20 protein-coding genes are annotated in these 20419 nt (G+C 45.1%); 6 read left to right on the top strand and 14 right to left on the bottom strand.

The window, feature by feature from the left end; all coding sequences use genetic code 11:
* Positions 1-94 precede the first annotated feature (94 nt).
* Positions 95-967 (top strand): short-chain dehydrogenase, encoded by an 873-nt coding sequence (locus NDA03_RS06565; RefSeq protein ID WP_190439769.1) that lies wholly within the window; start codon positions 95-97, stop codon positions 965-967.
* 161 nt (positions 968-1128) lie between these two features.
* On the opposite strand, the gene NDA03_RS06560 is transcribed toward NDA03_RS06565, so the two are convergent.
* From NDA03_RS06560 to NDA03_RS06540, 5 genes are all read right to left on the bottom strand, one after another.
* The gene (locus NDA03_RS06560) at positions 1129-2073 is read right to left on the bottom strand and encodes a phosphodiester glycosidase family protein (RefSeq protein ID WP_348237627.1); all 945 of its coding nucleotides are present in this window, start codon (positions 2071-2073) and stop codon (positions 1129-1131) included.
* A gap of 194 nt (positions 2074-2267) precedes the next feature.
* The gene (locus NDA03_RS06555) at positions 2268-2879 is read right to left on the bottom strand and encodes a gamma-glutamylcyclotransferase (protein ID WP_348231625.1); all 612 of its coding nucleotides are present in this window, start codon (positions 2877-2879) and stop codon (positions 2268-2270) included.
* Positions 2880-3222: 343 nt separating this feature from the next.
* On the bottom strand, positions 3223-4884 hold the full coding sequence (locus NDA03_RS06550; RefSeq protein ID WP_348237626.1) for a D-Ala-D-Ala carboxypeptidase family metallohydrolase: 1662 nt from the start codon (positions 4882-4884) through the stop codon (positions 3223-3225).
* Positions 4885-5321: 437 nt separating this feature from the next.
* Positions 5322-6224, bottom strand: coding sequence for a retropepsin-like aspartic protease (locus NDA03_RS06545; RefSeq protein ID WP_190412760.1), 903 nt, complete (start codon positions 6222-6224; stop codon positions 5322-5324).
* A 70-nt stretch (positions 6225-6294) separates the two neighbouring features.
* A complete protein-coding gene (locus NDA03_RS06540) occupies positions 6295-6459 on the bottom strand; it encodes a hypothetical protein (RefSeq protein ID WP_348237624.1) in 165 nt (54 codons plus the stop codon).
* Positions 6460-6670: 211 nt separating this feature from the next.
* Between NDA03_RS06540 and NDA03_RS06535 the strand changes: the two genes are divergently transcribed.
* On the top strand, positions 6671-7756 hold the full coding sequence (locus NDA03_RS06535; RefSeq protein WP_348237623.1) for a fatty acid desaturase: 1086 nt from the start codon (positions 6671-6673) through the stop codon (positions 7754-7756).
* 228 nt (positions 7757-7984) lie between these two features.
* Complete coding sequence (locus tag NDA03_RS06530; RefSeq protein WP_348237622.1) at positions 7985-8539, top strand: peroxiredoxin; 555 nt, start codon at positions 7985-7987, stop codon at positions 8537-8539.
* Positions 8540-8787: 248 nt separating this feature from the next.
* On the opposite strand, the gene NDA03_RS06525 is transcribed toward NDA03_RS06530, so the two are convergent.
* From NDA03_RS06525 to NDA03_RS06495, 7 genes are all read right to left on the bottom strand, one after another.
* A complete protein-coding gene (locus NDA03_RS06525; RefSeq protein ID WP_190439742.1) occupies positions 8788-9108 on the bottom strand; it encodes a WGxxGxxG family protein in 321 nt (106 codons plus the stop codon).
* Positions 9109-9229: 121 nt separating this feature from the next.
* A complete protein-coding gene (locus NDA03_RS06520) occupies positions 9230-9538 on the bottom strand; it encodes a WGxxGxxG family protein (protein WP_190412755.1) in 309 nt (102 codons plus the stop codon).
* 170 nt (positions 9539-9708) lie between these two features.
* Entirely contained in the window at positions 9709-10758 is a 1050-nt protein-coding gene (gene lpxD, locus NDA03_RS06515; protein ID WP_348237683.1) for a UDP-3-O-(3-hydroxymyristoyl)glucosamine N-acyltransferase, read from the bottom strand.
* 116 nt (positions 10759-10874) lie between these two features.
* Positions 10875-12143 carry an NAD(P)/FAD-dependent oxidoreductase gene (locus tag NDA03_RS06510; protein WP_190412753.1) on the bottom strand — a complete coding sequence of 423 codons (1269 nt, stop codon included), beginning with the start codon at positions 12141-12143 and terminating at the stop codon, positions 10875-10877.
* Positions 12144-12194: 51 nt separating this feature from the next.
* Positions 12195-12359 (bottom strand): rubredoxin, encoded by a 165-nt coding sequence (gene rd / locus NDA03_RS06505; protein WP_190536233.1) that lies wholly within the window; start codon positions 12357-12359, stop codon positions 12195-12197.
* Between the two features lie 215 nt (positions 12360-12574).
* Positions 12575-13366: a ChaB family protein gene (locus tag NDA03_RS06500; protein ID WP_348237621.1), complete on the bottom strand. Its 792-nt coding sequence runs from the start codon at positions 13364-13366 to the stop codon at positions 12575-12577.
* 148 nt (positions 13367-13514) lie between these two features.
* On the bottom strand, positions 13515-13706 hold the full coding sequence (locus NDA03_RS06495) for a hypothetical protein (RefSeq protein WP_190412750.1): 192 nt from the start codon (positions 13704-13706) through the stop codon (positions 13515-13517).
* Between the two features lie 418 nt (positions 13707-14124).
* Here NDA03_RS06495 and NDA03_RS06490 point away from each other — a divergent pair, with 418 nt between their 5' ends.
* Positions 14125-14712: an SRPBCC family protein gene (locus NDA03_RS06490; protein WP_190428625.1), complete on the top strand. Its 588-nt coding sequence runs from the start codon at positions 14125-14127 to the stop codon at positions 14710-14712.
* Positions 14713-14780: 68 nt separating this feature from the next.
* On the opposite strand, the gene NDA03_RS06485 is transcribed toward NDA03_RS06490, so the two are convergent.
* Entirely contained in the window at positions 14781-15230 is a 450-nt protein-coding gene (locus NDA03_RS06485; protein ID WP_190536234.1) for a pentapeptide repeat-containing protein, read from the bottom strand.
* A gap of 405 nt (positions 15231-15635) precedes the next feature.
* Between NDA03_RS06485 and NDA03_RS06480 the strand changes: the two genes are divergently transcribed.
* Entirely contained in the window at positions 15636-15893 is a 258-nt protein-coding gene (locus NDA03_RS06480) for an ATP-binding protein (RefSeq protein ID WP_190536235.1), read from the top strand.
* A gap of 155 nt (positions 15894-16048) precedes the next feature.
* Positions 16049-18412 (top strand): response regulator, encoded by a 2364-nt coding sequence (locus tag NDA03_RS06475; RefSeq protein WP_190536236.1) that lies wholly within the window; start codon positions 16049-16051, stop codon positions 18410-18412.
* 211 nt (positions 18413-18623) lie between these two features.
* Here NDA03_RS06475 and NDA03_RS06470 read toward each other — a convergent pair whose 3' ends face one another.
* Positions 18624-20351 (bottom strand): serine/threonine-protein kinase, encoded by a 1728-nt coding sequence (locus NDA03_RS06470; RefSeq protein WP_348237620.1) that lies wholly within the window; start codon positions 20349-20351, stop codon positions 18624-18626.
* Positions 20352-20419 lie beyond the last annotated feature (68 nt).

Genomic DNA, 20419 nt, shown 5'->3' with positions numbered 1-20419 from the left:
ATTATGTAACTCATAAGCTTTCACCTAACCCTACTAGCTTATGGTTCTAGGGTATAGGTTTAGCTTTAAGTTTTATTACCAAGGAGTATCAAAGGTGGCAAATTTAAACAATGAATTTCCTTCTCCTATAGAGTTTTTTCTGGAAATTCCTCTTTATGGTTCTTTTGAAGTAGAGCCTAATTCCGAACTAATTAAGGAAATTGAAAATTTCAAAGGTTCGATTGATGCTTTCTGCCTGAATTGTAAAAAGCCAAGTACCTTCAAGAAAATGGTTGGTATTAACGAACCTATATTAGGACATTTGTCAAAATCGATTAAAGACAAGAAAATACTTGCTAATGCTAAAAATCAAAATCCTTTACTAATTCGTTGGCAAGAATCTAATCTAAATAATAGAATATTTAATGTCAATTTTTCCTGCGCCAGGGATAACAGTCATAGGATGCATTTTTGTTTTAAAGTATGCGAAGGTACAATTCAAAAAATTGGTCAATATCCTTCAATTGCTGATTTGAATATGACCGAGATAGGAAAGTATAGAAAAGTATTAGGTGAAACAAAATATAAGGAATTCAGTAGGGCTATTGGGCTTGTCAGTCATAAAATCGGTATTGGCTCTTTTGTTTATTTAAGAAGAATATTTGAAAATTTAGTCGAAGAAGCTCATCAAGAAGCTAAAAAAACAGATGCATGGGACGAAGAATTTTACAACAGTAGTCGAGTTAATGAAAAAATCGGTTTATTGAAAGATATTTTGCCTGAATCATTAGTTAAAAATACAATTATTTATTCAATTCTAAGTAAAGGAATTCATGAGTTAAGTGAAGAAGATTGCTTGAATCATTTTAGTAGTCTAAAAAAAGGGATAGAAATTATTTTGGATGAGAAATTAGAAAAATTAAAAAAAGAAGCAAAAATCAAAGAAACTGAAAAGTCTCTGTCTGAGATAAAAAGTAAACTTAAGTAAATTAATAGAGTATAGCAATATACTCGATGAGAGGTAAACTCGGTTGCATAAACCTAAACGCCGCTTGCAAAGTGTAACCTAAAAAATATCACTGTGAAGACTGTATAGAAAATGCAGATGAAACTTGAGACTTATAAATATAAAAGTAGCTTAATAAAGTTTTACTCGGTTTTATAAATTAAGAAAACTGAGCCAATTGGATTAGAGTTTTCTACATAGATTTTGTCGTTATAGTAAAAAGCTGTTGAAAACCCACCATCAAATAACATCGCTTCCTGAATATTTCCTAAACAGTGGTTTTTAGCAATTCCTTTCAGGACATCATCAAACTTATCTGGATACAATGGCCCATCGGTTTCGACGTTATTAACCAATAAAATTACATAGCCTTTGGAAGTAATCGCTGCCATTGAGCGGCTGGTTTCGTGTTGGCAGGCATATTCTCCCAAGTCATTACAAATATCTTTAAATATTCCATCTTTATAAAATCTTCCATTTCCTCCTACTAAGTTATAGTTTAAATTTTGCTTGTTTCTTTTCCCAATCTGAATTGTCGCTTTTCGCTCTTCTGTGCCTCCTGAAATGCCAAAAGAAGACCGCTTATCTTTAAATAAACCAGAATATTCTACCCCCCTCGAAATGTTCAAACCTTGGGGTTTATTCTCAGGATCTATATAATCCCCGTTAATGGCTGCAATCGGTTTCCTGCCATTTAGTTTTGCATTATCATCGGCTATAATTTCATGAAACTGTTTTGGAACATATTCTTTGCGGAATCTTCCTCTAGCATCTTTAGCATAAATTTCATGGGCTAAAGCAAGACTGACCTTAAAATCTAGTTTAGGAGATTTTGGATCAAAAATAAGAACATAATTTGCACCTTTAGCCTTTGTATTCCCTTGATGATCCGTTCTGATAAATTCTATGCTGAATTGGCATTCTTGGCTTTGGCAATCGCATAAATTATTAGCTGTATTTTCTCTGTTTATTATTTTTTGTACTTGAACTTGAGGAATTGTTGAACCATTTTTGGAATAAATATGAATAGCGGATACAATAATGAATGTTACTAATAATATGCTTAGAAATTTTGCTTTTGTAAACATACACCAAGAATTTACAAAAAATGTATGTTTACATTTTAAGCCTAGCAATACCTAGAATGAGGGTGAAAATTACCCACCATACAAGTATTTTAATAAATAATAAACACGGGGGAATTGTCAGTTGTCATGAGCTTTTGGGTGTTTGCTCAGAATTCCTGACCAAAAACGAATTATTAATGACGAATGACGAACGATCAATTACCGCTAACTAAACGAACTGTAGAGACTGATGAGACCCAGTGGCGCTGTTGTAACTGATGCATATGGTTAAACAGTTGCCAGCAATACTGTTCTGGAAGCCCGCAGGTTAAGGCACCGCGCAGGACAACGTTGAAGTACCAGTCGTTGGGGGCGAGTTCTTCTGCTAATTTGTTAACGACAACGTAGGTACGAACGTTGGTATATGTCCGATCTTGGCAGGAAACGTTGACCATTTCCTGGCGATAACCGCCTTGAGGAACTTCTTCTCGTTCATCCAAGCGATCGCTCAATCTCCAGGGTAATCGATACAGAACTCCTTCGACTGAGGCTGATGGATCTTTCACCATATCTAAAACACCACAATTGCGAAGCGCTGAGCGACGATAAAATCCTAGCCGATATCCTTTCAGTGTGGCAGCACCAATCACGTAACTATGGGTGTTCTCGCCGAATGTACGCTTTAAATCGACCGGGCACATACAAGAACCGTAAGCAAAATAGTAGAACATCGGCTCTGTTTGTTGTTGTTGCAATCTCAATGCTGGATGTGAAGGATTATGAGATTGTACCCAGGTGTGTTTTAAGTGTCCAATGCGATCGCTCATCTATCTATAGGTATAGAAATGTTTTTACTATGGACATGATTCTAGCAGAATGTTTTTATTGTATACCTTCATATCCCGATAGGCAAACCGTAGATTAAATTTTTGTTTTCTCCTCCGGAAACCGGCAAAGATTGGCAGGTTTGAAAAAGCCAAATGTTTTGGAGTTTCCTTGCGGAAGTACAAATATAAGGTTGGGTTTCGTTCCCGCACGGAGCCAACGAAACGCTGGCTGCGGTTGGGTTCAACAGCGTGAAACCCAACCTATACGGAAAGATTTGTCAGCTAACCCTAACCCCTCACCATTGATGGAAAAAAGAGCTTTTGTGTACGTCTGTGCCTCACTTTAGTTTCGCCAGCGTGCCCGATAGCTTCGCGCATCAAGATGACACAGGTTCGGGAAGCTGGTGTAACGACCCAAACCACCGGGCCACCAAGGGTCAAGAGACCAGTAAAGTTGATCGCCAGAAAGACCTTCGCAGAGAAAGTCTATTGCATCTCCAACAATATGACGGCTGTATCTTGCCCCACCAACTGCACGATTGATCGCTGGAGGTCGATACCAGCTAGTAATGATGAAGGGTCGCCCAATGCGATCGCGTGCCCTTTGTGCGAGTCTCGCAATCCGGATCATGGCATCCAGCGTCGCCTGGTTCGGAGGCATCCGGGTGCCGCCGTGGGTAGCTTCTGCCCAGGTAAAGTTGCCATCCGGAACGATGGGGGCAGACAGCTGAATATTCCTTAGCGTCCACCTGTCGGGACGCTTGGCGACAGCGATTGGGACAGGCTTGGGTGCGGCGTCCGGAGAATCTTTCCGTGCCTGATTCATGCGTTTGAGATCCTCAAATAAGGAGCGAATGGCTTGATCTCTGGTTGCCAAATCGCGCCAAAGTTGAACCAGGCGGATTAAAGCTTCTCGTTGGTGGTCGATTTCTTTATATTCAATCGGCAGACGCCGAACAAAATTCAGCAATTCTCGATCTAGCTGGGCGGCAAGACTCGATAACCTGGTGCGATCGCTTGTCGTGCCACTCAGCAGTAGAGGGTCGATTCCCAATGATGCCAGCGCGGAAGCACGAGAGTCCAACTTTCGCCAGATCCGAACTAATTCAGTTAGCGCGTTGCGTTGGTTGCCTGAAGCTTGATAATAGTGCGGGATGCGCTGGATAAAGGCAATCAGGGCCGGATCGACAATTTTAATCCCTGTATCGGCGGAGGTGTTGTTTTTCAAAGAAGTGATCGCAACTTCCCGCGATTCTAGCTGACGCCATAGCTGGGCTAGCCGCAGCAGGGCTTCTCGCTGATAGGGATAACCGGAGTAATTGGGAGAAATTCGCTGGATAAATTGCTTGAGAGGAACATCCATCTGGGATTCCTCGAAGTTATCGCCAATGACAGTGCCAGGAGACAGCAAAGACGCGATCGCGGCTTCTTCTGTATCCATCTGACGCCACATCCGCACCACTTCCAGGGCAGCATCCCGTTGATGAGGCAAGCCAGTATAGTATTCTGGAACTCGCTCCACTAGGGTCAGTAGCGCCTTATCCAGGTAGGCAAGATTGTGGGGCAAGCCTTCCGCACTGAAATCGGTTTCGATGTCTTTTAGGTACGCTTGCAGTAACGCCTTGGCATCGCTGGCTTCCAACCGCGCTGCTGTCGGTTCGCTTGCTGGCGGTGCATAACCATCAGCCACAGCTTGAATAAAGCGATCGCTGTAGCGCCCTTTTTCTGCGTCCCACAGATCCGCTCCTTTCCACCCCTGAGCAACCAGATTATTACTTAAACTGCGGATGGTATTGGCAGCATATTGCACTTGTTTGGGAAAAGAATCCACCTCCTGTAGAGGAATGCGATTCGCTGGGGAGATGCCCAGTCCCTTTTCTCCGTCCGAAAACTGCGGTGAAGATAGCACTTGATAAAGCGCTGCCAGAATCGGCTTGTGAATGCCAGTTCGTTCCGCTTCTAAGAGGTAGTAGTAATTGCGCTGGTCTGGTGTCAGTGTTGGCATAGCCAGTTTTGATAACCCACTTAACCACTCTATGACTTTGGCACCCGTTCCGAAGCTTTTCTGGAGTGATTCCTGGAATAAATATCAATCGGTGCGATCGCTATCTATCTAAATGGCACGTTGACGCCCCAAGCGTCCGCTTTTCGGAAACAGAAGTCAGAAAATCCAGCTTCCTCCCCTTGTCGAGTACAGTGACTAATTTTGCTCAAAGCCCTCTCAGACCTAAGTCCCCGCCCCTTTCCTAAGTAGCTTGCTTACTCCGAAGGGGTGAGAAGGAAAGCCATATTCAAAGCCCCTCTGGGCTATAGCCTAACGGCATATGCTTCGCAAACGGAGCGGGGCTTAGGAAGACCACCGACTTGTGCGTACGCGGTAGCCTTTTGTAGGGTAGTAGGGAGTCAAAATACACTGTACCCCATTAAAATCGCGCTCGTTCTTTAGCGCTGGCGACGAAACTCCACCACATCTTTTTTAATGGTGATGTCATAGCCGTCATAGAAGTCATGTCCTAGCAGTCCAATGTCCAAGTCGGGTTGTCCGATTCCTACCAGCACATCTTTGACGAGATTCCCACCCAGTTGAATCGAATTAACAAACCCAAAGTATATCCCAGCCACTCCATTCGCCGTCTTTACGTTCGCCATTCCTACAGGTTTTACCTTTAGGTCATAAGCCATCTGTCGGGTGATCAACGTTTTACTTGCCCCTGTATCCAGAAACATTTCATATTTCTTTTTGCCATCAAATGTCACGTCAACAACAGGAATCGTGTCGCCTTGTCGGCGTTTGATGGGAACCGTGAAAAAGGGTTTGTTAACGATTGCAGGTCCAATGGGTTTGGGCTTGGGCGGAGGAGCCGCTTGTTTCTGAGCCGAGGCTAGAAAGCGCTGGTATTGAGGCAGCTTCTTTTGAGCGATCGCATGGTTGCGGCTAGAAGTTGGTACAGCTTTCATTAATTCAATTGCCTCTTGCCACCGGCTGGCAACTAATTGCCAATCATCTCGGCTTTTGGCAGATTCACTAATCGCGATCGCGCCAAGGGCAGTATCAATCGCTTCGTTATAAGTGTCAGGGCCAGTCTTAATCGGTTGGTTAACGGGTGTTTTTTTAGTCGCCGTTGATGCTTTTGGCTTAGCTGTTGAGGCAGATTTAGCCGGTTGAGTCGCAGCAGAACTGGCAACAGCCGCTACGGGACTTGCGCTAGCAGCAGGCTTTGCTGGGGCTGAGGCGGCTGGTGGGCTAGGAGGGCTTGCTGCATCGTTATTACAGCCAAGAATCCCAAACGCCAGGGAGCTGGATAGAACAATCAGGGTGGTACGGCTTTGAGAGGGTTTCCACATGATTAATCGCCCGATCTTATAAGCAATTGATTTTGGAGAGGACACGGCTTTTCTGGCAAGACGGGTCTTACTACACCCTAAGGTAAGATTTTTCCGCAGATTTTTCCGGATTTAACCAGTTTCTTTTTGTTGAATGACTGTTTAACCTGTCAATTGCGATCGCTTCCCGGAAACTCTTCATGCCGGAGGGAGCCGATTGGTTGCCCCGACTTGCTGTAGTTGCGAACCCGTTCAAGCCAGTCCCTCCATCAAGGGCTGCATCAAAGTGTATTTGTTCTATACCATACTAAATGCTACATGAGCAACCGCATTTTCCACAGAATAGATTTTGTAAGTAAACAACAGCCATACTCTTGACTAATCGGTCTTTATAGCGTTAATTGCACTGATGGCGCGGCTGTAGAATAATGCCTTTTGGTCTACAGTTACGTAAAATTGGAAACTTCGTGCAATCTAAGCTCATAGAGTTAAATAATCCTGTCGAAGAAGAATTATACTTGGGTCACTCAGAACCCCCCTTTACCCTTCAAGACTTGAAAGCCGCCATTCCCCCAGAGTGCTTTGTGCCCTCAACCAAGCGATCGCTGTTCTATTTTCTAGTGGATGTAGGGATAATCGGCATCCTCTACGCGATTGCTAGCTACCTGGATTCCTGGTGGTTTTGGCCTGTATTTTGGTTGGCGCAGGGAACGATGTTCTGGGCGTTGTTTGTCGTCGGACACGACTGCGGTCACGGTTCTTTTTCCAGAAAAAAATGGGTAAATAACCTGATTGGGCATTTGGCACACATTCCCATCCTCGTGCCGTATCATGGGTGGCGTATCAGCCACCGAACTCACCACAAAAATACCGGCAACATTGACACGGATGAAAGCTGGTATCCCGTTACAGAAAGCCAGTATCGGGAGATGCCCGCGTATGAAAAATTTGTCCGCTTTAATGCCTTAGCCTTACTGGTGGCTTATCCGTTGTACTTGTTTAAAGGGACTCCTGGAAAGCCTGGCTCTCATTTTCTCCCCAGTAACCCTGTGTTTCGACCCTCAGAAAAATGGGATGTCATCACTAGCGCAACCCTCTGGACGCTGATGCTGGGTTGCTTGGGCTGGTTAACTTATCAGTGGGGCTGGATGTGGCTAGTCAAATATTATGTAGGCCCCTACGAGGTTTTTGTCGTCTGGCTGGCATTGGTAACATTTCTGCACCATACCGACCCGGATATTCCTTGGTATCGTGGGAAAGACTGGTATTTTCTCAAGGGTGCCTTATCTACGATTGACCACGACTATGGGTTTATCAATAATATTCACCATAATATTGGCACCCATGTAGCTCATCACATATTCCTTAGCATTCCTCACTACCACCTGAAGACAGCGACTGAGGCGATTAAACCCATTTTGGGTAATTACTACCGAAAATCCAATCGGTCAGTTTTCCAAGCCTTCCTACGCTCTAACCCTTCCTGTCATTTTGTAACGGATACAGGGGCGAAGGTTTACTACAAATCTAAAAAAGAACTCCAAAAAGACTAATACAGTCATTTCCTGAGTTCAAGTAGAGGCGCAAAGTTTTGCGCCTCTACTTGATTAAAATTTTGATGGTTTGATTCCAAACACGCTCAACCCTTGCCTCTCTGTTCAATGAACCCTTCCGGGCAAGCCTGACAGACTGCGACCCCCATTAACCAGGAATATTCAGATAAAAGTGGAGAGCGAATTAAAACTGTAAACTTATGTTAAGTTCAGTTTTCGCTTTTCATCATGAATTCTCGTCGCATCTTCCTCAATACTCTATTCGCAAGTTTTTTCGCCCTCATCACCTGGTTAAGCATTACACCATCAGCGGCTGCACTCGGCGGCAAGCTGCCCGCAGTAAATCAATCGGCTCCAGAGTTTACCCTGCCAACAAATACCGGCGATGGCGAAGTCTCCCTCTCCGATTACCGGGGTCAATGGGTGGTTCTCTACTTTTATCCCCAAGACTTCACCTCTGGTTGCACTCTAGAAGCCCGCAGATTTCAGCAAGACTTGCCGAAATACCTGGATAAAAATACTCAAATTATTGGCGTCAGTGCTGATTCTGTTGATTCTCATGCCAAGTTCTGCGATTCAGAAAAGCTGAAGTTTCCACTGCTGGCGGATACAGATGGCAAGGTGAGCAAAGCTTACGGTTCTTGGATTGGATTTGTCTCGATGCGCCACACCTTCATTGTCGATCCACAGGGAGTGCTACGCGAGACATTTACAGGGATCAATCCTGCAATTCACAGTAGCGAGGTTTTGGTACGTCTCAATGAATTGCAGGCAGCATCCTAAAGCGGCTAATAACTCAGCAAAGCCGTGAAAATCAACATCATTTGTGCAAGCTGGTCATAGAGCATCGGCAATAAGTTCTTGTCAGTATTCCCGATTGGCTCATGCACATTCAAGAGGATTGCTAGATTAGCAAAAAATATAAATAACAAAATTCCTGATGGATGTTTGTCTCCACCAGGAATTCTTAAAGTTGTTTCTAAAACGTAGTTGTCAATGTTACGTAACTACGGCGAAACTTCTGTTGTACTTTACCGACGATAAGTAGAAGAAGTGGCTTCATTTGGGTCGCGGTAAGCTACACGGTCGTCGTGTTTACGACCAGCTAAACCAGCTAAACCAGCTAAACCCAGCAATCCTAACCAACCCCAATTAGAATCGCGATCGCCTTCATAATCGGCGTTGTTTACGCCTTGACTCGGAGCAGTGGTGGTGGTGTCGGGAGCTGTATTGGTGGTACCGGGAGCTGAACTATCGGTCTGGGCGGAAGCAGGTAGGGTCATGGGAACCAAAGCGACGCTAGCTGCAAGAACACCAGCACTCACCAATTTGGACAAGTTTGAATTTTTCATGTTTAAATCTCCTGTTCTTATGTTTCCAATCGATGGATTTCCAACAGGACGACATCCAGCAAATTGGTTTTAAAAGTGACGGACAGACAATAAATGTCTATGAACAAGCTGTTAATCAGCTTTAGCGGCGATAAGTAGAGGAACCGACTTCGTTGGGATCGCGGTAAGCGGTCGTTTCGTGATTCTTACGACCTGCAAGACCTGCCAAACCAGCTAAGCCCAACAATCCTAACCAACCCCAATCAAAACCGCGATCGCCTTCAGTATTTGTATTTGTATTGTCTACGCCTTGGCTAGGAGCTGTATTGGTGGTACCGGGAGATGTAGTCGTATCAGTCTGGGCAGAAGCAGGTAGGGTCATGGGAACCAGAGCGACGCTAGCTGCAAGAACACCAGCACTCATTAGTTTAGACAAGTTTGAATTTTTCATGGGTGAATCTCCTCTTTTGTTACTCTTAATTTATACGAGTATCAAGAGAATCCAAATCCCTCTATAGCTGGAAACTCCTGCTTGTGTTTGTTATCACTCAAGAGATAGAAAAAGCCTTTTACAGGAGATGAATATATACGGCTTTAGCCGTATATACATTTCTGTAAATTTTATTTCTTGTCTCCTAGGTGTCGTTGTAGCTGCCTGAGAGTTTGATACATCTCCGGGAGACGATGGTAGATGGCTGCTGCTTTTAGGAATACTTTGTGGGGAATCGCTGGGACGCCAGTAACAATGGCACCGGGTTCAATATCATTGTGGATGCCTGCTTTGGCGGTCGCGATCGCGCCATCTCCAATATGTGCTTGATTGGCAATCCCTACTTGTCCGGCTAACAGCACGCGATTGCCAACAGTAACGCCGCCTGCCATCCCTACCTGTCCGGCTAAGGCGCAGTTAGAGCCTACCTTACAGCCGTGACCGATATGCACCAAGTTATCAATTTTGGTGTTGTGGGCAACGCGGGTTTCTCCCACAGCGGGGCGGTCAATGGTGCTATTGCAGCCAACTTCGACGCCATCTTCCAGAACAGTGTAGCCAGACTGCTCCATTTTGAACCAGCCAGTCGGGGTGGGGACAAACCCAAAGCCTTCCGCACCGAGGACGGCACCGCTATGAATGACGCAATCTGCGCCGATCCGGGTGCGTTCGTGGATGGAACAATTAGCGTGTAATACCGTGCGATCGCCTATCTGCACGTTTGGATAGATGACTACATTCGGGTGAATGATGACAGCATTTCCAATCTCTGTACCCGCCTCAATGACTGCATGAGCGCCGATGTAAACATCTTGACCAATTTTGGCGTCGGGATGAATGACTGCTGTGGGATGGATTGCTGGCGCTGGGTGGAAGGGTTTATAGAAAAGAGCGATCGCTGCGGCAAACATTAATCGCGGATCGGATACCGCAATCCAGGCAATTCCCCGCTCAGATGCTTGTGCTTGTAGCTTTTCATCCGGCGGTAAAATTAAGGCACTGGCAAAGGTTTTTCCCACAAAAGCCGCAAATTTCGCGCCCTCTATGTAGCTGAGTGTGCCAATGGCAGCCTCATCGACGGGTGCTACTCCCGTAATTTCCGGGTTGCAATCTGTATTTGAGGTCAAACTATTGCAGGCGGCAGTAGTACCCAGTTTTTCGACAATTTCGTGAAATTTCATCGGCATATTCATGGACAACTGTAAATGAATTGGCAGCTATACAAGAGATTCATCAAGTATTCGCACCGCCAAGACACAATTAAAAATTAAATTTTTGGGTTTTTAATTTTTAATTTTTAATTTTTAATTTCTTCGTTGCCCATTGCCTGACCCGCTAAGTAAGCAGTCGTCCAGGCACTCTGAAAGTTAAAGCCACCCGTGACGCCGTCAATATCGAGGATTTCTCCGGCAAAGTAAAGTCCCGGACAGATGCGGCTTTCCATTGTCTTAAAGTTCACTTCCTTTAAGTTGACGCCGCCACAGGTAACGAATTCTTCCTTAAAGACACCCTTCCCCTGAATTTGGTACTTACCCTCGGAAAGTTCTTGAATTAGCTGATTGAGAACTTTATTAGATAATTCCGCCCAACGCTGTTCCCCACTAATCCCCACAGCAGCAATTAAACTCTGCCAGAGGCGTCGAGGTAAGGGCAGCGGACAACTGGTAGAAATGGCGCGTTGGGGCAATTGGGACTTAACCGCCAAAAGCATTTCCCGCAGCTTTTCCGGGTTGTACTGGGGTAGCCAATTAATTTGCAACGTTGTTCGATAATTGCAATCGTGCAGCATTCTAGCCGCCCAAGCAGACAGTTTCAAGGCAGCAGGGCCACTCAAACCCCAGTGGGTAATCAGTAATGGCCCGATTTGTTCTAACTGAGTTTTACCGACACCTAAACGCAGCCGCGCACTTTCCACGCTGACTCCGGCTAAATCTTGCAACCGGGGGTCGGAAATCGTAAAGGTGAATAGAGAGGGAACGGGTGGTTCAATCGTGTGTCCTAAAGTTTTTGCCCAGCGGTAGCCTTGGGGATTGCTGCCGGTAGCGAGGAGAATGCGATCGCACTTGAGGATCTCTCCTGACTTCAACTGGATCTCAAAGCCGGTGTCGAGTGGTTGATTCAATGAAGTCACTTGCCGGAAAATCTTATCAACAGGTGTTCCCCTGCGAATCTGCACTCCAGATGCCCTGGCTGCCTCAAACAGACAATCCACAATAGTTTCGGAACTATCTGTAATTGGAAACATCCGTCCATCCGGTTCAGTTTTCAATTGGACGCCGCGATCGCTAAACCAAACGACTGTATCTTTAGCTTGGAAACGACTAAAAGCCCCCCGAAGTGCTTTCCCGCCTCTGGGGTAATATTGCACTAAACCAGCCGGGTCAAAGCAAGCATGAGTAACATTGCATCGCCCGCCGCCAGAAATCCGAACTTTAGATAAGGGTTGTCGTCCTGCTTCTAACAAAATTACTTGCGCCTGGGGATAAGTTTCGGCACAGGTAATTGCACCAAAAAACCCCGCTGCCCCACCGCCAATCACTACTACTTTTAAAGGTTGCACAATCAAGCTATTGCCGATTTCACGGAATATTTTCCGTACAGATGCGATATCATCTCTCTACCCGTCGTATGGTTCAAAATCCCCTTTTGTGGCTCCACACGTAGGACATACCCAGTCTTCCGGGATATCTTCAAATGCCGTACCCGGTTGGATACCGCTATCTGGGTCGCCTTGTTGTGGGTCGTAGATGTAGTTGCAAACTGTACATATATACTTCTTCATTATCGCTCCTTAACATTTGCCTCTACATAATACTAAAAGCCGACGTAATCGAAATTACATCGGCTTTTGCAGAACCCATTGTTCATCTTCGAGAAACTTAAGTTTTGAGCCAAGGACTATCGCTGAATCGCACTTGCCTTAAGCCGAATCAAAAGTTTTGAAACCCACGCCAGCAGGGTAATTCTCGTGTAGACGCGGTTTCAACCGCCCAGTTGCTACAGCTTTGCTTTAGCCTTCGACCAAAAGCCGTGTTCATCTTGTTCAAATTGCTCAGAAACAACATCCCAGGCATGATGTTCCGCTTTGGATTCATCGCCAGAGTCTTCTAGCGCTTTGTTGTAATTGGCAATAAATGTCCTTTGAGCATCCTCTGAGAGGTGAGAACGAACTTCCGGGGATAAATCGCTAGGACTTTCCAGTTTCCCAGCGCGTTTGCGGGGTAATGTGGTTTCGTTGGTATGCACTTCTTCGCCACCAGCACTTTCTAGCAGCAGCTGAATTTCACCGGATTGATTCGCTGGGACTTCCACAACTACCAGAAAATCTCCAGCTTCGACGCGAGTTTGATAAATGGCAGCTTTGTCTTCTGGCATTCCCAAGGCGACCAAAGCAGAAACTAAACCAGCGCCCGCTGCACCCGCTAAAGCACCACTCGCTGCACCCAGCAACGCCGCACCAATGGGTCCTGCCGCGACGACTGAACCTACAAAAGGAATGAACAGCACTCCCACACCAGTCAGCAAGCCAAGGGCTGAACCAAACAAGGAACCAAAGATGCCGCCGCTTCTCAGCCCGCCTAAAATCACATCTTTTTTGGTGATGAATCCAGCAATGCGAGTTTCGGAATGAAAGTTTTTGCCGATTACTGAAATATCGTCGCGGGAAATCCCCCGATCGAGCAAGCGGTGAATCACTTTCTCAATTTGTTCGCGCTCTTTGAAAACGGCTGAGATACTGCGTTCTACTGTGGAAACACTTGGCTGTGTAGTTGGGTTTGTCGCGGTCATTCACTTCTCCTGAAATTTGTTTTTTAATTTTTGTTAATTTCTCTTGGAGAATAGCGAACATGACAATTCCAGCGAATCGCCCCGAAGGTTGATATTAAATGTATTTAAAGATACTAAATGACTTAACAAACTTTGAAAAAGAAAGCAATTATCGGCGAGTGCGCTGAACGCCGTAAGTAATCCCACTCGCAATTGAAAGCAAAATTAATATCCAGATAACGCCGCCAGGGATGAACGTGAGAATTCCAAATCCTCGCAACAGATACACCGCAATTGTCAGCCCTACAACACTGGCAAAAATGGAAGAAATCAGAGTTTCAGGGTTAGGAGTTTGGCTCACAGACTCGACCAAATAAATGGTTAAAACAGAATATTGCCATCGGCTACGTCCGCCCAAGCTGCAAATGCCGCCGAGGATACCAGCAACCAAGGTAAAGAGAACTAACGCCCAGATGACGTAGTCAGGAAGCTGCTTCAGAACGCCCGATCCTTTCAGCACCACGATAATCGCTGTAATCACTAAAGCAATGCCAGCGATACAACAAAATTGCGGTGCCTGGGTTGGGAGAGCAACTCACGTTCCTTGGCTCCTGACATGCTTGAGGAATTATGGTCATCATTGTTACATACTGAGTTGCTGAAACAGCGATGTAGGATCAAATTAGGAGATTAGCCAACATACCTTGCCTTCCACGTCTGAGACAACCTGTGTTAGCTTGACATCGAATTACTATTGATTGAGGAGTAGCTGAGTCAGTATGAGTATACTTTTTCCGTCGGACTCGATGGATGCCGCCTCAGACTTGTCGCTGAGCAAGAGATACTCAACGGCGCTTTTGCAAGGTGAGATTTTGATAGAAACGCAATTGCGTTCTACTTGGGGGGGTGCTGTTACTGCCCAAATGTATTTGCCAATCGAGCGATCGCGCGTTTGGCAGCAAGTGACAGACTATCCCCGTTGGGTGCAATATTTCCCAGATGTTACTCACTCTGAGGTACTGCACTCCAACGTCTCCTCGCCTGTTGGCTTACCGGAAGGGACGAGTTCCAAGAGTGTTTACCAAGTTGCCACGAAAACTTTCCTGTTTCTCAGTCTTCAGGTTGAGGCTTATCTGAGTGTGTCTGAGATCGTGCAGCAGGAAATTCATTTTCGCTTGGAAAAAGGTACTTTTACCGATTTCTGTGCTGACTTAAGTTTGCAAGATTACGAGAATGGCACTTTGCTCACCTATACAGTAAAAGCAACGCCCAATATCCCAGTGCCGTCAATTTTCATCGAACAGGCAATGCAACTAGAATTGCCTGTGAATATGCGAACTATGCGCCAGGTGATGTGCGGCAGTTAAAAGAGGCGATCGCGTTTAATTCCAAATGCACCTGGATGATCGAGGATAACGACACTAGGCAGAATCCTTCATCGGATATCTGTCTGGTATAAAGTAGCACTGTTTAAGTCAGCCCCAAGCAAGTTTGCATTTTTCAGCTTGGCACCTGTCAAGTTTGCAAATCTCAAAGTCGCTTTTTGCAGGTCGGCACCTTCTAAGTTGGCATCCGTTAAGCGCGTAAATCTTAGGATGGCATTTTGTAAGTTAGCGTTTCTGAGCTGGGCGCGATCTAAGTCCGCTACGTATAAGTTAGCACCAGCCAGATTGGCTCCGGTTAGGTTGGCTTTCCTTAAGTTAGCCCGTTGCAGGTTCGCCTCTCTCAAGTCGGCACCGCTTAAATCAGCACCGGAAAGGTCGCACCCTACGCATTCTTTCGTTTCCAGCAATCGTTTGACGTGCCCCATATTTGCCGCTTGTACGGGCGTCGCCAGCGATAGCGGCACCGATAAAGCGGCGGCAACCAGTATTGTGAGTTTCATGACGTTTTTCGCCTCCTAAGCTTATTATCCAGCGAGGCGTTATCTCTGAGGAGTAAAGAAAACCGCCACATTTGTCTATCCAATTGGGTTGGTTGAATCATTTAAAACTGTTTCTTATATGACGTTTGCAATAAACATTGAAAATTTAATAAATTTTTAATACTAAGAATACAAACAAAAGTTTCGGTTATCAAAAGCTAAAAGATTTATAAATTCGTTACGCTTCTTGACGATTTGGTGTAATTTTAAATAAGGAAAAATATCTTAAAATCTATACAAAAGTGGATTGCTTGCAGTCCAGATGAAGGGAAAAAAAGGAACCCTTTAAAAATGCGGTTAGGAATTGGTAAATCCTCTTGATTAAAGGAAGTTTATAAACCCATCCTCAGACGCGAGGCGATCTAGTTGCGGCAAGTTTTAATTAACTTACTTCGCAATGCAGTCAAGTTTACAGAAATCGGCGTTATAACTTTCAAAGTAGGCTACCAGGCGGAGAGAACCCAGTTTCAGGTGGAAGATACAGGAATTGGTATTGCACCGGATGCAAAAGGAACGGGATTAAAATTGGCAATTCGCTGTCAATTAGTTCAACTGATGAGTGGCGCATTCAAAGTCAAGAGTACCCTCCGCCTGCCAAGGAAATCGCAGACTTGCTCGATCTAGGCAAGGAAAGACGATTTTAGAGGCGTCGTAGAGCGATCGCTTACCTTGAGGCCTTGGATCGGCAGTTGATGCCGTATACTACCCATTTTGTCAATTCGCTAAAGTCTTAAAAAGAAACAAGTCTTATAGTTTATTCAAGAATTTAAGAGGTATGAATGAGTGTTGATACGGTTGAAAAAGGAGTTATCTTAATCGTTGATGACACTCCTACCAATTTGGGAATGCTGTTCGATTTCCTGGCTCATTCCGGCTTCCAAGTTTTAGTGGCAGAAGATGGCGAAAGTGCAATTGAAAGCGCTGAATATGCTTCACCCGACCTAATTTTATTAGATGTACTCATGCCCGGAATAGATGGGTTTGAAACTTGCCGCCGCCTAAAAGCGAATCAAGTAACTCAAGATATTCCCGTAATTTTTATGACCGCGCTGAGTGAGACAGTGGATAAGGTCAAAGGGTTGAATCTTGGGGCGGTAGATTACATTACTAAACCGCTCCAGCATGAAGAAGTTTTAGCCCGTGTCAGCATCCACCTACGCCTGCGTTGCTTGACCAAAAAACTGATAGACCAAAATATACGTTTAGAACAGGAGATATGCGAACGCAAACAAGCAGAAGCAGAACGAGAGCAAGCATTTATAGCGCTCCAGGAAAGCGAAGCTCGATTTAGATGCTTGGTTGAATCGAATATCATTGGGATTATTTTCGCAGATTTTCGGGGCAATATTACCGAAGCGAATGATGCCTTTCTACAGATGGTGGGATATGAGCGGGAGGAACTGCCAACGGGAGGTTTGCGTTGGGATGAAATTACTCCGCCCGAATATCGCCATTTAGACGAAGACGCGATCGCACAATTCCTCAGTTCTGGCAATTGTACTCCCTACGAGAAAGAATTTATTTCCAAAGATGGTCGTCGCGTTCCAGTGATGATTGGTGCAGCGCTGATGGAACCATCTCAACCAAACGTTGTCGGTTTTGTCCTTGACATCACCGAGCGCAAACAGGCAGATCGGAAAATCCAAGAACAAGCGGCTTTGCTTGATATTACAACCGATGCAATTCTCGTCCGAGACCTGAACAACCAAATCCTATTTTGGAACAAAGGGGCTGAACGTTTGTACGGATGGAAGACAGAAGAAGTTTTTGGTAAGAATGCTAATCAACTTTTATACAAGGAAATTTCACCACAACTCCAAAAAAATCAGAATATTCTTGCCCAAGAAAACGAGTGGCAGGGTGAATTGCATCAAGTCACAAAAGACGGGAAAAATATTATCGTTGCAAGTCGCTGGACTCTCGTTCGGGATGAAGAAGAACAACCCAAATTTATCTTAACTGTTAATACCGATATTACAGAGAGGAAACAACTCGAAGCCCAGTTTCTTCGGGCACAGCGCATGGAGAGTATCGGCACTCTGGCAAGCGGGATTGCCCACGATCTCAACAATGCCCTAGCACCTGTATTAATGTCTGTTCAAATCTTGGAACACAAACTTCAGGATGAGCAGAGCCGGCGAATACTAAAAACACTAGAAACCAATACTCAACGAAGTGCCGATCTCGTTAAACAAGTGCTGTCATTTGTGCGAGGAGTCGAAGGGAAGCGAACCACTCTGCAAGTAAGGCACATTATTAAAGAAATTGAGCAGATTGTTAAACAGACGTTTTCTAGAGCGATTGAAATCCGCACCGATATCCCGATGCTCGATCTTTGGACTATTTCTGGGGATGCAACTCAGCTGCACCAAGTATTGATGAATCTCTGTGTAAATGCTAGGGATGCGATGCCAAACGGGGGAACTTTAGAGCTTTGTGCCAGGAATCTGTGGGTTGATGAACACTATGCCCGGATGAATCTTGATGCTAAGGTTGGCCCTTACGTTGTCATTACTGTATCCGATACAGGGATGGGAATCTCAAGGGAAATAATAGATAGAATCTTTGAGCCATTTTTCACCACAAAAGAGATAGGACAAGGTACTGGCTTAGGTCTTTCAACGGTGATGGGTATCGTTAAAAGTCACGGTGGATTTGTGCAGGTACTTAGCGAAGTGGGGCAAGGAACGCAGTTTTATATTTACTTACCCGTAACGCAGGCAACGATACCAGATGAGACGAAAAGCTTGCCTCATGAATTGCCTAGAGGACAAGGAGAATTAATTCTCGTTGTTGATGATGAATATTCAATTCGAGAGCTTACGAAAATTTCTCTAGAAACCTATAATTACAAGGTTTTAACCGCTAATGATGGAGTGGAGGCATTGGTACTATATGCAGAACACAAGCAAGATATTAACGCTGTATTAGTCGATATGATGATGCCAGCTATGGATGGTATAACGACTATCCGGGCTTTGCAAAAAATCAATCCACAGGTCAAGATTATTGCAGTTAGCGGACTTACATCTAATTACCAGATAACTGAAATCGCTGGAAATAACGTCAAAACATTTTTACCAAAGCCCTACACCTCAGAGGAATTGTTGAAAAATATACAGGTGGTTCTTGGTAAAAATTAGAAGGTTTTGTTTTTCTATGATTGCCAATGTTTCAGATACCCGACTTTTTAAAAAAGTCGGGTATCTCGCTTTCACGTTGCAGCTCAATTTTATCTAATGCCCAAAGAATTTACTAGAAGCGATCGCGCTTTGGATCAGTTCTCACCCGGCTAATCACGCTTTACATCAGTTCTTACCCAGCTAATCGCGCTTTGCAACAGTTCTCGTCCAGTTAATCGCGCCGCCAAATCTTGATAGTCTTGTCGTCGCTGCCACTGACAAGAGTCTGCCCATCCGGACTAAAAGCAACCGAATAAACCGAATTTGAATGCTCAGTGAGAGTGTGAATCAGCTTACCACTGTCCATCGACCAAAGTTTGATGGTGTGGCCTTCACTACCAGTGGCTAAAGTCTGCCCATCTGGACTAAAAGCAACCGAATAAACCCGGCTTAAATGCCCCGTGAGAGTGCGAATCAGCTTGCCACTGTCCACCTGCCACAGCTTGATGCTGTAGTCTTTACTACCAGTGGCTAAAGTCTGCCCATCTGGACTAAAAGCAACCGAATAAATCCGGCTTGAATGCCCCGTGAAAGTGCGAATCAGCTTGCCACTGTCCACCTGCCACAGCTTGATACTGTAGTCCTGACTGCCACTAGCTAGAGTTTGTCCATGTGGGCTAAAGGCAACGCAAAAAACAAAATCTAAGTGCCCCGTGAAAGTGCGAATCAGCTTGCCACTGTCCACCTGCCACAGCTTGATGCTGTAGTCCTGACTGCTACTGGCAAGAGTCTGCCCATCTGGACTGATAGCTATAGCTATAGAACGAACCCAGCTTGAATGCCCGGTGAGGGTGTGAATCAGCTTGCCACTGTCCACCTGCCACAGTTTAATGGTTTTGTCATTGCTGCCACTGGCAAGAGTCTGCCCATTCGGACTGATAGCGATAGAACGAACCCAGCTTGAATGCCCTATGAAAGTGCGGATACATCTCCAATTCTGGGGCTTGAGCGGTGGTGGTGCAGGTGTCGTTGCTTGTGGTTTTGGCGGTGGTGGGGTAGGTACAGCATTCAAGTCTTTCAACACTTCATCTGCTGATTGATAGCGTTCTTTCACATAATCTTTCAGTAACTTATCCAAAACTTGACTCAGTTGGCTGCTGACATTTTTCCCCTTTTCCCTCAGATGTTCTTTCCATAGCCAGCAGCCCTCTAATGGATCGTAAAGTTCATCAAGTTTGGTTGCTGTCAGCAGATGAATGCAGGTAACGCCTAAACTGTATAAGTCGCTGGCTGGATAAGCTTTACCGCTGCGAAATTGCTCGATGGGTGCGTAGCCTTCTGTGCCAGCTTTCGTGCCTGTTTTAGTTAAACCAGTGCCGACTGTCAATTGTTTGGAAATGCCGAAATCAATTAATACGAATTTGCCATCTCTTTTACGTTTAATAATATTCGTCGGCTTGATATCTCGGTGAATAACCTGATGTTCGTGGACAAATTGCAGGACGGGCAACAAATCATTTAATAAGTCTCGAATTTGTTCTTCTGTAAATGCTTCCTGCCGTTCCAAGCCTTGACCTAATTCCTGCCCTTCGATATATTGCTGTACCAGATACAGGCGTTTATCTTGCTCGAAATAGGCAAATAAACTGGGAATTTGTGGATGTTGTTCTCCCAGTTGCAGTAACTGTCTCGCTTCTTGCTCAAATAGCTGGGTTGCCTTCTGCATTGCCGCTGAATTGCCTTGAATCTCTGGCGCTGGCAAAAATTGCTTAATTACACAAGGAGCTTTTAGCCTGTCTGCGTCTTCAGCCAAGAAAGTTCTACCAAATCCACCCTCGCCAATGGGCGCGATCGCACGGTAGCGATCCTTGAGCAGTAACTTCGTTCCGCAACTTGTACAAAAGTTTGTGCCAGCAGGGTTTTGAGGCTTGTTGCAACCTGAATTCAGGCAATAGCTCATAGACAGAAAATCGGCAGATTGCGTCTATGATAAAGCTTTTTGTGGAGCGGACATCTCTCCTGTATATA

The sequence above is a fragment of the Trichocoleus sp. Lan genome, assembly GCF_039961855.1.
Classification (GTDB): Bacteria; Cyanobacteriota; Cyanobacteriia; order Cyanobacteriales; family FACHB-T130; genus FACHB-T130.
Note: the sequence above shows the minus strand (reverse complement) of the source record. Positions and strands in the feature narration are given on the sequence as shown.

Coding starts and splice junctions, on each gene's coding strand:
- NDA03_RS06520 (WP_190412755.1), bottom strand. CDS start 9,538: ATGAAAAATTCAAACTTGTCTAAACTAATGAGTGCTGGTGTTCTTGCA.
- NDA03_RS06550 (WP_348237626.1), bottom strand. CDS start 4,884: ATGCCAACACTGACACCAGACCAGCGCAATTACTACTACCTCTTAGAA.
- NDA03_RS06545 (WP_190412760.1), bottom strand. CDS start 6,224: ATGTGGAAACCCTCTCAAAGCCGTACCACCCTGATTGTTCTATCCAGC.
- NDA03_RS06470 (WP_348237620.1), bottom strand. CDS start 20,351: ATGAGCTATTGCCTGAATTCAGGTTGCAACAAGCCTCAAAACCCTGCT.
- rd (WP_190536233.1), bottom strand. CDS start 12,359: ATGAAGAAGTATATATGTACAGTTTGCAACTACATCTACGACCCACAA.
- NDA03_RS06485 (WP_190536234.1), bottom strand. CDS start 15,230: ATGAAACTCACAATACTGGTTGCCGCCGCTTTATCGGTGCCGCTATCG.
- NDA03_RS06490 (WP_190428625.1), top strand. CDS start 14,125: ATGAGTATACTTTTTCCGTCGGACTCGATGGATGCCGCCTCAGACTTG.
- NDA03_RS06500 (WP_348237621.1), bottom strand. CDS start 13,366: ATGACCGCGACAAACCCAACTACACAGCCAAGTGTTTCCACAGTAGAA.
- NDA03_RS06530 (WP_348237622.1), top strand. CDS start 7,985: ATGAATTCTCGTCGCATCTTCCTCAATACTCTATTCGCAAGTTTTTTC.
- lpxD (WP_348237683.1), bottom strand. CDS start 10,758: ATGAAATTTCACGAAATTGTCGAAAAACTGGGTACTACTGCCGCCTGC.
- NDA03_RS06525 (WP_190439742.1), bottom strand. CDS start 9,108: ATGAAAAATTCAAACTTGTCCAAATTGGTGAGTGCTGGTGTTCTTGCA.
- NDA03_RS06560 (WP_348237627.1), bottom strand. CDS start 2,073: ATGTTTACAAAAGCAAAATTTCTAAGCATATTATTAGTAACATTCATT.
- NDA03_RS06475 (WP_190536236.1), top strand. CDS start 16,049: ATGAGTGTTGATACGGTTGAAAAAGGAGTTATCTTAATCGTTGATGAC.
- NDA03_RS06555 (WP_348231625.1), bottom strand. CDS start 2,879: ATGAGCGATCGCATTGGACACTTAAAACACACCTGGGTACAATCTCAT.